Below are 12,131 nucleotides of genomic sequence, written 5' to 3' on the forward strand. Positions count from 1 at the left end.
TTCAGATACTTAGAAACCCGATTTTTTCAAAAAACCGGGTTTCTGAATTTTTATAGTTAAAGTTTACAAAATAAAAATTATCATTCTGCAAATTCCGCCTTCCTCCGCGCTGAAAATGATTCAATCCAAAATATCAAATCTAAAATTAATTATCCTTTATATTGTTGTATTTTCCAAAAATAACTAGAAACCAAATTAGTTACCACATGAGCAACTATCGGAACTAATAAATTACCGCTCAAAAATGCACTGTATCCTAAAACTACTCCAACAATAGTTGCCCAAATCACATAAGCCCATTGCCCAGAACCACTAAGATGCAAAACTCCAAAGCAAATACTTGATACGATAACAGCAAAATGATCCAATCCTAAAGCCGGAAGCATAACTCCCCTAAAAAGCAATTCTTCACTCAAACCAGGTAACAGCCCCAGCCAAATTAAATCGGGTAATGCTAAAGGTTTTAATACGATTTCCAAGTAATAATCGGCGCTTTTACGGTATAAAGGGGAAAACCGATAAGCCAAACTACTAAAGCCGGTAATAGTTAAACCTAAACCCACTCCGATCAAGAATTCTTGTTGATGCCAACGCCAAGACATCAACGAAAAGTAACCAAGTTGTAACCACACTTTGGCAACTATCCATAAAATAATAGCTGTCACTCCCATTGCCATCAGCACTTGGGTACGTGTCAGGTATGGAATTTCTGGTTCATTCTTTTGCTGTTGCGCCACAGTTATTAAAATATTAAGAAACAGTTAATAGGGAAAGATTAAGAAACAACTAACAATTAACATCTAAACTAACGGCTGTAAAGAAAATATTGTAGAACTTAAAACAGATGGATTAACTCCTGCTTTATCAGCCGCCAATATTCCGATTGCTTCTAAGTAAGAGCTTGCCGATATTGTTTTTATTCCCAAGGGTTGAGGAGGAACTTGCATCTGAGTTTGATTTTCCTCTACAGTAATTATTTGACATTTATTTTGACTCAAACTCAACAAAGCACTGCTACCGCAAGCATTCGCTGGTACTACTACTGCATCAATTTGATTTACCCATATATCGCTATTGTGAGGAAATTGATTAGATTTCCCGGTAATAAATTGGGGTGCGCGACTCAATCCTACAAGTACACTTGGTAAAAAAGTATAACCCAATTCCTCCGCAGCAGAGCGCGGTGATAAATTTGCATCTAAAGGTGGTGGAGAAAATGTTGGAGAATGAGCGCAAGGAATCTGAAATTCTCGCACTATCAAATGGCTGATTACCGCTTCCGCACCAGCGATTAAGTCTACTCCGTTGCCTTCACGGTAGTTTTGCTCAGCCTCTTCATCAAGGTTATCGGGAAAACGCGCAACAACTGCGATCGCACTAGCACCTGCTTTATTTATCAACACTTCCGCAGCCCTTAACAAACTATCTGGATTGCCGATGGTGCCCCAACTTGCACCAGATTCCGCCGAGCCTAATTCTACATTTAAAGGAGCGTCCGTAACTACATAATCTGTTAAATTTAATCCTAGCGTTGCTCTAGCTGCATCTGCTGCCTGAATATTTCTCAAACGTAAATCTGGCTCAATTCCTTTGTCAAAAATCAAACCAATTTTATTTTGATGTACCGACTGTAAACCCCAACTTCCTGCCGCAAACTTGTCAATACCATAACCTTCAACATATAAAGTATTAGGTAGATTCCAGTACAGCATTGCCCCATTGAGGACATTCGGATGAGTTATCAAAACATCGCAAACTTCAGCCATAGCTTTGGCAACGGGTAATGCATCACCTGCATAACCTCCGATAGTTGCTCCAACACCAGTTGGAATAATTAAAATTGCAGTATATGGACGCATTTATTCAGTTATCAATTAACAATTATCAATTATCTAATAATTTGTCTTATTAATAATCAACAAAATGGGAACGAAAGCAGAGTTTTTACAAGTTGCTATAATAGCTCTCTTTATCTCTTTCCTCTGTCTTAAAAAGTTGTTCTCTGCGAGAAAGCCTCCGGCTCACATGGGGGAAACCCCCAAGACCACACACACTTTATGTCCTAACGGACACGCTCCGCTAACGCTGCGTTCTCTGTGTCTCTGCGGTTTTTTCTCTTAGTTATATACCCTGATATAAAATTCCTAATATATTCGCAAGTTCCTTAATATAGTAATTATTCAAATCAATAAATAAATTACTATCTTCCAATTTAATAAACTTCCAAATATCTCCTGTAGTTACTGCTCCATAAATAGTTTTGATACCATTATTTTGTTGCTGGTTAAATATCTGTGCTGCTAACATTGCCCCCGCACACTGCCCCAATCCATTTTTAATATTTTCGTTTTTCGCTTCAATAATAATCAAAACTGGTGCATTAATAAGTAGTTGTTCCTTTGAACGACTAATAATAAAATCACAATAACCATTTAAACCTTTTTCTATCTCAACATCAAAGTTAGTACCGGAGAATAAACTTATTTGATAATTAGCTCTACGTCTTATTTCCAGCAAAATAGGTAGAATAATCATTTCTGAACGTGCTTTTTCGGTATTGATTGCTAAAGCTAGTTCGGCGGTTTCCTTTAAATCGCTCTTTAATTTATCACTTGCTTCTAAAGGTTCAATATTCTTAAATAAATCGGCAACTTCGTGTATATGAATATCGAAATTATTTTTGAAGTTACTTAATGTTAAATCACTGTAAGCCATTGACCTATTCCTTGAATCATATAAAAAATGAAATAATAAATTTTGAAAGCATAAAATAAAGTTTTTGATTTATTTTAGTTAAGTTTTATTCTCGTAATTACCGCTTCCAAGGTAACTTTTTTTCTCTGAGAATCCACAGCAGTAATAGCCCAACGTAAAGGTTCACCATTCTTTCTTAATTCAGCTTCTATAGACTTATGTAGCTGGGCGGTATTTTCTTGTAAATCAATTTCTACGCTAATAAAATCAGTAATCATTATTTATTATTTTTCCTTAGTGTTCCTTGTTCCCTATTCCCTATTTTATGAAAACCGATAACAATCGACTGCCATTCAATAACAGTCGATCGCTAAACTAAAGTTAATAATTAATCCTTACCAAATTGATTTTGATAAACAGTATCTTCCTGCTCGGTTTCAATCTTCAAATCGGAACGAGGATAGGAAACGCAAAGCAGCGCAAAACCTTGATTTTGTAAATCTGGACTAACTCCCATGCCCTCGCTTTGCTCTACACTACCACCATTGACGATTTTGCCGGCACAGGTGGTACAAACACCAGCATTACATGAAGAAGGCAATTCCAAACCTGCTTCGTCAGCAACAGATAGAATTGTTTTGTCTTCGGGTACCTGTAATGTGTGTGTTTTACCTTGATGGATGAATTCAACAGTATAAGTTGTAGTCATATACAATATATGGTATGTGTCCGTATAATACTGAATATTTTATATTATTAATAAGCCTACAATTCAACCATTAAGCAATATATAATAATTCTCAATTAGATAAATTTGCCACCTTTGGCTATAAAGTAATAATTATAAGTCTTTGGCAGAAAAATTTTAACCGATTGTATCGATATGATTAATTTGTTATCAAAATTATTTCGATCAACTTCATTTATACACATAAACATTTAGCTTGTATTTGTGCGTTGAGTAATGGTTACAAATAATTTCAATTGTTTGTCAAAAACTGTTTGCGGAAGTTTTTTGCGGGATGCTCTGTATAGTGTAGAACAGGAAAACTGTAACAATTACTAATAATTCTATCTGTAGGTGAATCTTTATAGTTTTCAATAAAAGTTAATCTGAAAAGTAGATAATAAATATCCAATTATAAATTTTAAATTGTATTTATGGAGATGAAAATGCTGGAATCATATCGCAAACAGGCTGAAGAAAGAACTGCATTAGGGATTCCGCCCTTACCATTAGATGCCAAACAAACGTCGGAACTGTGTGAATTACTGAAAAATCCACCGGAAGGCGAAGCAGAATTTTTACTGCATTTGCTGCGAGAAAGAGTTTCCCCTGGAGTCGATCCGGCAGCTTATGTAAAGGCTGGATTCCTTACCGGGATTGCTAAAGAGGAAATTGATTGCCCTTTGATTTCACCCATTGAAGCAGTACAATTATTGGGTACTATGGTGGGCGGTTACAACGTCCAGTCTTTGATCGAACTGTTACAAACTGCTACCGTATGGGTATCCGACTCTTCCGAAACACCTTTGGTGATGGGTGGTGAAGGTAAAGAACCGATCGCAGCCAAAGCAGCAACGGCTTTAAGTAAAACGGTGTTGGTTTACGATGCCTTCCACGATGTTTTAGAACTTGCTGAAACTAATCCTTATGCTAAAAGGGTTGTTAATTCCTGGGCAGAAGCGGAATGGTTTACAATTCGTCCGGAAGTACCCGCAGAAATTACGGTTACGGTTTTCAAAGTTCCTGGCGAAACCAATACTGACGACTTATCACCCGCAACCCACGCTACCACGCGCCCTGATATTCCCCTGCACGCTTTAGCAATGTTGGAAAGTTCCATGCCCGACGGGTTGGCAACCATTGCTAAGTTAAAAGAAAAAGGGCATCCCGTGGCATATGTTGGGGATGTAGTGGGAACTGGCTCATCGCGTAAATCGGCGATTAATTCGGTATTGTGGCATTTGGGAAATGATATTCCTTACGTACCCAACAAGCGAGCCGGAGGATATATTTTAGGTAGCAGCATCGCGCCAATATTCTTTAACACCGCCGAAGATGCAGGTGCTTTACCCATCGAATGCGATGTCAGCAAGATGGAAACGGGTATGGTAATAACCATTCATCCCTACAAAGGTGAAATTACCAACGAAAAAGGCGAACTTATTTCCACATTTAAGCTAAAACCCGATACAATTTTTGATGAAGTACGCGCTGGTGGCAGAATTCCGTTACTTATCGGACGTGCGCTTACCGACAAAATCCGCGAAGCATTAAATTTAGAACCCAGTACTTTATTTATTCGTCCCCAAGCAACCGTAGATAGCGGTAAAGGTTTTAGTTTAGCTCAGAAAATGGTCGGAAAAGCTTGCGGTTTACCAGGAGTACGCCCCGGTATGTCTTGCGAGCCGCTCATGACTACTGTTGGTTCTCAGGATACCACTGGACCAATGACTCGCGACGAATTAAAAGAACTCGCTTGTTTGGGTTTCTCCGCTGACTTGGTAATGCAAAGCTTCTGTCACACCGCAGCTTATCCCAAACCCGTTGATGTAGAGACTCACAAAGAATTACCAGACTTTTTCGCTCAACGTGGTGGTGTGGCGTTACGTCCTGGTGATGGTATTATTCACTCGTGGTTAAACCGGATGCTGTTACCAGATACCGTGGGTACAGGTGGCGACTCCCATACTCGTTTTCCCTTGGGAATTTCATTTCCAGCAGGTTCCGGTTTGGTAGCGTTTGCAGCAGCTTTAGGCGTAATGCCTTTGGATATGCCGGAATCAGTCTTGGTCAAATTTAAAGGTGAATTGCAGCCCGGTGTTACTTTGCGAGATGTTGTTAACGCCATACCTTACGTCGCAATTCAAAACGGTTTGTTAACGGTAGAGAAACAGAACAAGAAAAACGTCTTCGCCGGAAGAATCATGGAAATCGAAGGCTTACCAGATTTAAAAGTAGAGCAAGCCTTTGAATTAACAGATGCCAGCGCCGAACGTTCTTGTGCTGGCTGTACGATTAAATTAAGCGAATCAACAGTTGCTGAATATCTGCGTTCTAACGTCGCTTTATTAAAGAATATGGCAGCGCGGGGTTACAAAGATGCTCGTACTATCATGCGTCGCGTCGCCAAAATGGAAGAATGGCTGGCAAATCCCGAATTAATGTCAGGTGATGAGAATGCAGAATATGCAGAAATCATTGAAATTGACTTAAACGAAATCAAAGAACCAATAGTAGCCGCACCAAACGATCCAGATAACGTAAAATTATTATCGGAAGTGGTAGGGAATAAAGTTGACGAAGTATTCATTGGTTCCTGCATGACAAATATTGGACACTACAGAGCAGCATCAAAAGTATTAGAAAATGCCGGAAAAGTTACAACTCAATTGTGGATTTGTCCTCCTACCCGCATGGATGAAAAACAATTGAAAGAAGAAGGTATTTACGAAGTATTTGAGGGTGCAAATGCGCGAACGGAAATGCCCGGTTGTAGCTTATGTATGGGCAACCAAGCAAGAGTAGAAGATGGCGCAACAGTGTTTTCTACATCTACTAGAAACTTCAACAATCGCATGGGTAAAGGAGCGCAAGTTTACCTTGGTTCTGCGGAGTTAGCAGCCGTTTGTGGATTGTTAGGAAAGCTGCCTTCGGTACAGGAATATATGGATATTGTGGCGAAGAAAATTCATCCTTTTGCTGATGATTTGTATAAGTATTTAAACTTTGACCAAATTCAAGGTTTTGAGGATGAAGGGAGAGTGATTCCGTTGGAAGAAATGCCGAAGATTGAGGATATTTTGGGGATGCCGAGTGGGGCTAAGTAATTAATTTGGGGTGGGCAATGCCCACCTTAAAGTTTATTTTTAAACGCAGAGGAGCGCGGAGGTTAACGCAGAGGGACGCAGATAATTTTAAATACAAGCAGCAAAAATGTAAAAAGCTTTTTTGAATTTATTTATAAATTCTCATGAACAAAATACCTGAAATTGGTGAATTCAATTATTATGGAGTATTTCAAATTTACGATTACCGTGATATAGAGTATTTACCTGAAAATGTTTTCAATGACCTAAGTATACGAAAACTATCTATTGCTGATTGTTATAAACTTAAAGAGTTGCCGGAAAGTGTCGGTAATTTAAGCTATCTTACTGAATTAGAGATTAAAGGTTGTATAGGGGATTTGAGTGATTTTAAGAAAATTCCTGATAGTATTGAAAAGCTTAAGTGTTTGAAACGCCTTACAATTTGTGGTACCGCAATACAATCATTACCCAATAATATTGGTAATCTTGAAAATTTAACAGAATTAGAAATCCAGAATAATTGGAATTTACATCAGTTGCCTGAAACTATTGGTAATTTGAAAAAATTAAAAACCTTGCGTCTTGAAGGTGGAAAATTAATGTCTTTACCAGAAAGTATTGGTGAATTAGAAAATCTTCAATATCTTAATATAGAAAAAAATGATTTAGAATATTTACCAAAAAGTATTGGTGAACTGCAAAGTCTTCAAGAACTGTATATGAAAGAAAATTATTTGAGATTTTTGCCCGATAGTATTGGGGAATTAAAAAATATTAAATATATAGATGTAAAATACAACTTGTTATAAACTTTACCAGAAAGTATTCGGGATTGGAAGAATATAGATTGGGATTGGAAGAATTACATATAGATGAAATTGTAGGTTGGGTAGAGCGATCGCAAAACCCAAAACAACATAATTGGATTATTCATAATAAGTTAGATGTTGGGTTACGGCACATAATTAATTATTCGTTTCATGTCAAGTATTCTCGTGTGCCTAACCCAACCTACAATTACTACCTTCTACGATTTCAATATTGTAAATAGGAAATTGGCACTCCCATCTCCCCCCACAACAATCGCTCTACATTTTTGATAAAACTTGCAAAAATAACCCCATGAACTCCCTAAAAAACTACACAATTGTTATTCGTCCTGACAACAACACTTTCGTCGCTTATGTCCCAGCAATTCCCGGTTGTCATGCTTGGGGACAAACCGATAATGAAGCTCGTGCTGAACTCGTCAACGTTTTTGAGATGATACAAGAAGAGTATGCTGAAGGACGTTTTTTACCTGAAGATGTTGAACGAAGAATTTGAACAACTGCGATAGTTCTCCAGAATTATTCATTTAAGCATTAAAATAGAAACACATATAATAAATTGCGTCTAAGCTCATGACGACTGTAATTGCTAGACCTTCATCAAAACTCGCCAGCATTAAAGTAGAAACGATAAATAATCTTTCCTTGTTCAAATTCAATGATGAACTGCAAGCAAGGATGGAAGAACTATTAGAACGTAAAAAAGCCGATTTGCTAACTCTTGAAGAAATTATCGAGCTTGAAGAAATTGGAGAACTAGATAAAATTTTCACTCATATAAATGCAATTTTGATAGCTCAAAAATGACTATTGATGATGCTACTAAAGAACTGGTACGTGCAAGAGCAAATTATTTGTGTGAATATTGCCATTCTCCAGAACGCATTAGTGCAACCAGATTTACGGTAGACCATTTGCTTCCTAAATCTATCGGTGGTTCTGATGATATTAATAATTTAGCTTTGGCTTGCCGACGTTGCAATGAGCGTCGCTACAATTTTATTGCTGGATTTGACTCGGAAACTGAAGCAATAGTACCTCTATTTAATTCTCGACAACAAATGTGGTCGGAACATTTTATTTGGTCAGCAAATGGTAAAAGAATTATTGGTGTTACACCTACAGGTAGAGCAACCTGCAAAAGGCTTGACCTTAATGATGAACGCTACCCAGAGAATGATTCTATCCAAAGTGCGCGAGGTTTTTGGGTTGAAGCTGGTTTACATCCTCCAAAACAAGATCCTCGACAATCAGCATAATATCCTTAGCTAAACTTAAGTCACAACCCTAACAAATAAATAAGAATGGATTTTTACACAGCAATATTAAGACAAAGCGCTGGCTATTGGATCATTTTATGCTTGGAAAATGGCATTGTAGGACAAGGTGATACTCAAGAAAATGGTATTAGTAAATTAAAAGAAGCAATAGAATCTTTTGAAGATGTTTATAACGCTGAATAAAATATTTATCAAGCATCTATTTCTATCGAAGAGCTACATGAATTTGAATAAATCGAAGAAATTCTTGAAGATTATATTTTGGTAAAATTGATGAAGGGAGTTGAAGGAGAAGAAAGACTATCTAAAGAAGAAGCTCTTAAGTATTTAGCTTCGTTAGAAACTGAAGATGTATAAGCTGAAAACTTTGAATATTAATATTAAGTAAAATATTAAACTCCTAAATACCGGATGTTGGGTTACGACGCATAATTAATTATTCGTTTCATATCAAAAGCTTCCATGCGTCTAACCCAACCTACAAATTACAAATAAAATATTTTTGAAATTATCTTCTTATATAAAATATCAGCCCACGCAGGTGGGCTTTGTTTGTGTAGCCCTAGACTTCCAGTCTAAAGGTATTTATTACATCAACCTTCTCCCAATAAGGAATCAAACTCCGATTTCAAAGCTTTCATATCCGCTACCCTTGCAACCAATACATTATCATCACCCGCATCAGTTAAACGGGATTTCCAATAACCAATACTCTCGGAATTATTCATCCAAAACTTAACTACTGTATCTACTACTTCATCCATATTCCAACCCCATTTTGAAGGTACTGGTTCCACTGTTTCGAGAAATGCATCTAAAGTACATTTATGAGTTCCTAAGTACTCTACACCCTGACTTTGCGGATTTTCTTCGCTAATTAGTTGATGGTTAAAAAAGTGCAAAATTGGAGATACACCTACAATATCGAAAGTATATTTCATCGGATTCCTCCAGGTTGTAAAAAAACTTTTGATTTTTAAAGATATGTTTTAGCGCTATACAGACAAATTATTAAATACAATCGAATTTACGATTGTTATTCTTTAAAGAAAAACTAGCAAAATACACAAAAAGTGCTATAATTACTCTCGTACAAAGTTAGCAGTTAATAATCGAGAGTGCTAATATTTGTCTCGTAAAAAATTAGCAGATAGCTTCATAGAGTGCTAATATTTATAACGCTATTTATATTAAAATATTAAAGTTTTTCACTAATTGAAAAGGGTCATTTACTCTTTTTAATATTTCTTAATATTTGGAATGACAAATTTTTCAGGGGAAGTAGCTGCTTTAGCTGCTGCTTGTTTATGGGCTGTAGCGTCTATAGTTTATGGTAAATTAGGTGCGCGTATTCCACCTTTACAGTTAAATCTGATCAAAGGAATAATTGCGATCGCGTTTTTTGTCTTCACAATTCTCGTTACTGGAGAGCTATTTCCTTCTATCACCATTTTACCGATGTGTCTGATACTACTAAGCGGTGTAATTGGTATTAGTTTGGGTGATACGGCATTCTTTACTACTATAAATACTTTGGGGCCGCGTCGAGCATTGCTGATGCAAACTCTGACTTCGCCAATTTCAGCGATTTTGGGTCTGATTTTTCTTCAAGAAAAGTTAAATACTCTGGCCGGATGCGGTATTTTATTGACAATCTTAGGTGTGGCTTGGGTTGTTAGCGAGCGTACTACCGATATAGGGCATATTTCTACAGCAGAATTTCGACGCGGTATAGTTTTTGGCTTATTGACGGCAGCTGCTGGTGCTGTTGGTGCGGTGCTTTCGCGTAGTGCGATCGCCAATACCCAAATTAGTCCTTTATGGGCAGCTTTATTAAGGTTGAGTGCTGGAATTTTAATTCTGCTGGTATGGGCATCTTTTAGACAGCAAAGTACTTTTCGATTAAGCAGCTTACGAAACTCCAAAGTAATTGCAGGAACACTTTTTGCAGCTTTTTGTGGAACTTATTTAGGAATTTGGCTGCAACAAACGGCGATTAAATTTACATCAGTGGGAATTGCTTCTACTCTTTTACAGACTAGCCCGATTTTCGTCATTCCTTTTGCGATTTGGATGGGAGAAAAAGTTAGTATTCGAGCGATTTTAGGTGTTGTTATTTCGATTGCTGGAATCGCACTACTGTTTTACCTTTAGTAGCTAATTCTCTTCCATCGTTTAGTAACTTAAATCAGTAAAATGAACAGGATAAGACGTATGTTTTTGATGAAAAACATCAAAATCTTTCTTATTCCCTGTTCGCTGTTCCCCATTCCCCATTCCCTTAATTAAACATTTACCAAAAATGCTCTTTCCAAAAAACACACTCTCTTTGTTTGGGGGTAAGATTTTTTGCTAACAACTGCAATTGTTCATCACTAAGGAAAGACGCACCGTAAGAATGATGCACTATCGGTTTTCTAGAGGTGTAATCAAAAAAGACTGAGTATCTATCTGAAGATACGGGTATTTTGCCTCTATGAAATATGCCACCAGTTGCAGCTAAAATAACTGTTCCAGCAATTCCCGTACAGGATTTAAAATGCGATGGAGATATTAATTTCTCCATTGTTTTATCTTGAACGTAGCCATGCGTATATTTTAAAGCAGAAATTATTTCAGAATTCCAAGATAATGGAATATATTCAAAAGGGCCACTATTCTCATCTACATCATTCAGATAAATCACTACTTTCAAAACTTTTCTATCTTCGGGATCTATATGCCATAGTCTTGACTTGATTTGAACCGGGTTAATATTATCTCTCCGAAAGTAGGCTCCGTGATAAGCCACTGGCAAGCCAATATAGTTCTCAATGATATTGATTAAACGTTGTTCTAAACCCCAAAGAAAAATTTCTTTATGTTCTAAAATTTGTTGTGGAGTTGCATGAACTACAAACTCATTTTTATTTTGAGAAATGCTTTGGGGTATTTTTGGTCTTAAGTTATTGGCTGCTTGAAGCATTACTTCGGTAGAAGGAATAGATAGAGCTTGTAATGAAGTCATCGCAACTCCTTCAGATCTCAATGTATCTATCAAATTCTGCTCATAATCCGAAATAACTGGTAACTTATCAAAATGCCTTTTCCGTGCAATTTGATAGTTAAGCTCACCTTGAGTACACAAAAACGGAAGTTGACGAGTATTTAGCGATACTTCGTTACGAATCTTGTAGACAATTTTTTTATACATATTTTACTCAGAATTACGGTATATAAATACGCAAAGGTTAAGAATTATCCAAAGCTATATGTGTATAAAATATTTTGGTTAAATCAAATATAGAATTACATATTTTTTAAAACATAAACTCATTAAAGCTTTTAATTTGTGAAAAATTTACTTTTAGGTGAGATTACTTAATACTGGCTTTATATTACATTGATAAGATGATTTGTATTAACTTTTATCTAGTCCTTCAGCTTGAAATTATATACTGAGTTAGTATATATTATCACATAATCACCAGGTTTTTCTACTAATACAGCAAAGCTTCAGAATTTAATCAAA

Annotated in this window: 15 protein-coding genes; 8 read left to right on the top strand and 7 right to left on the bottom strand. The window is 36.7% G+C overall.

Annotated elements, in window-relative coordinates:
* Positions 1 to 149 precede the first annotated feature (149 nt).
* The 5 genes from ACM03V_RS05555 to ACM03V_RS05575 all read right to left on the bottom strand — a co-directional run bounded on the left by ACM03V_RS05555 (position 150) and on the right by ACM03V_RS05575 (position 3,403).
* The gene (locus ACM03V_RS05555) at positions 150 to 737 is read right to left on the bottom strand and encodes a CPBP family intramembrane glutamic endopeptidase (protein ID WP_414619762.1); all 588 of its coding nucleotides are present in this window, start codon (positions 735 to 737) and stop codon (positions 150 to 152) included.
* A gap of 63 nt (positions 738 to 800) precedes the next feature.
* Complete coding sequence (locus ACM03V_RS05560; protein WP_414619763.1) at positions 801 to 1,859, bottom strand: DUF3326 domain-containing protein; 1,059 nt, start codon at positions 1,857 to 1,859, stop codon at positions 801 to 803.
* A 262-nt stretch (positions 1,860 to 2,121) separates the two neighbouring features.
* A complete protein-coding gene (locus tag ACM03V_RS05565; protein WP_414619764.1) occupies positions 2,122 to 2,715 on the bottom strand; it encodes a hypothetical protein in 594 nt (197 codons plus the stop codon).
* A 74-nt stretch (positions 2,716 to 2,789) separates the two neighbouring features.
* Positions 2,790 to 2,972, bottom strand: a complete 183-nt coding sequence (locus ACM03V_RS05570) for a hypothetical protein (protein ID WP_414619765.1) — start codon at positions 2,970 to 2,972, stop codon at positions 2,790 to 2,792.
* A 110-nt stretch (positions 2,973 to 3,082) separates the two neighbouring features.
* Positions 3,083 to 3,403: a 2Fe-2S iron-sulfur cluster-binding protein gene (locus ACM03V_RS05575; protein ID WP_414619766.1), complete on the bottom strand. Its 321-nt coding sequence runs from the start codon at positions 3,401 to 3,403 to the stop codon at positions 3,083 to 3,085.
* 464 nt (positions 3,404 to 3,867) lie between these two features.
* Here ACM03V_RS05575 and acnB point away from each other — a divergent pair, with 464 nt between their 5' ends.
* The 7 genes from acnB (at position 3,868) to ACM03V_RS05610 (ending at position 8,977) form a co-directional block, all read left to right on the top strand.
* Positions 3,868 to 6,528, top strand: coding sequence for a bifunctional aconitate hydratase 2/2-methylisocitrate dehydratase (acnB, locus tag ACM03V_RS05580; protein WP_414619767.1), 2,661 nt, complete (start codon positions 3,868 to 3,870; stop codon positions 6,526 to 6,528).
* A gap of 143 nt (positions 6,529 to 6,671) precedes the next feature.
* Positions 6,672 to 7,319: a leucine-rich repeat domain-containing protein gene (locus tag ACM03V_RS05585; RefSeq protein WP_414619768.1), complete on the top strand. Its 648-nt coding sequence runs from the start codon at positions 6,672 to 6,674 to the stop codon at positions 7,317 to 7,319.
* 313 nt (positions 7,320 to 7,632) lie between these two features.
* Positions 7,633 to 7,836 carry a type II toxin-antitoxin system HicB family antitoxin gene (locus ACM03V_RS05590; RefSeq protein WP_414619769.1) on the top strand — a complete coding sequence of 68 codons (204 nt, stop codon included), beginning with the start codon at positions 7,633 to 7,635 and terminating at the stop codon, positions 7,834 to 7,836.
* Positions 7,837 to 7,913: 77 nt separating this feature from the next.
* A complete protein-coding gene (locus ACM03V_RS05595) occupies positions 7,914 to 8,147 on the top strand; it encodes a hypothetical protein (RefSeq protein WP_414619770.1) in 234 nt (77 codons plus the stop codon).
* Complete coding sequence (locus tag ACM03V_RS05600; protein WP_414619771.1) at positions 8,144 to 8,599, top strand: HNH endonuclease; 456 nt, start codon at positions 8,144 to 8,146, stop codon at positions 8,597 to 8,599. Before ACM03V_RS05595 ends, ACM03V_RS05600 begins: the two co-directional genes overlap by 4 nt.
* Before the next feature lie 45 nt (positions 8,600 to 8,644).
* On the top strand, positions 8,645 to 8,803 hold the full coding sequence (locus tag ACM03V_RS05605; protein WP_414619772.1) for a type II toxin-antitoxin system HicB family antitoxin: 159 nt from the start codon (positions 8,645 to 8,647) through the stop codon (positions 8,801 to 8,803).
* Positions 8,804 to 8,863: 60 nt separating this feature from the next.
* On the top strand, positions 8,864 to 8,977 hold the full coding sequence (locus tag ACM03V_RS05610; protein ID WP_414619815.1) for a hypothetical protein: 114 nt from the start codon (positions 8,864 to 8,866) through the stop codon (positions 8,975 to 8,977).
* A 236-nt stretch (positions 8,978 to 9,213) separates the two neighbouring features.
* Here the strand turns inward: ACM03V_RS05610 and ACM03V_RS05615 are convergent, their stop codons facing one another.
* A complete protein-coding gene (locus ACM03V_RS05615; protein WP_414619773.1) occupies positions 9,214 to 9,561 on the bottom strand; it encodes a hypothetical protein in 348 nt (115 codons plus the stop codon).
* 319 nt (positions 9,562 to 9,880) lie between these two features.
* Between ACM03V_RS05615 and ACM03V_RS05620 the strand changes: the two genes are divergently transcribed.
* A complete protein-coding gene (locus tag ACM03V_RS05620; RefSeq protein WP_414619774.1) occupies positions 9,881 to 10,774 on the top strand; it encodes a DMT family transporter in 894 nt (297 codons plus the stop codon).
* A gap of 139 nt (positions 10,775 to 10,913) precedes the next feature.
* Here ACM03V_RS05620 and ACM03V_RS05625 read toward each other — a convergent pair whose 3' ends face one another.
* The gene (locus ACM03V_RS05625; protein ID WP_414619775.1) at positions 10,914 to 11,813 is read right to left on the bottom strand and encodes a 2OG-Fe(II) oxygenase; all 900 of its coding nucleotides are present in this window, start codon (positions 11,811 to 11,813) and stop codon (positions 10,914 to 10,916) included.
* Positions 11,814 to 12,131: the final 318 nt, after the last annotated feature.

It is taken from the genome of Calothrix sp. CCY 0018 (assembly GCF_963920925.1).
Lineage (GTDB): Bacteria > Cyanobacteriota > Cyanobacteriia > Cyanobacteriales > Nostocaceae > Rivularia.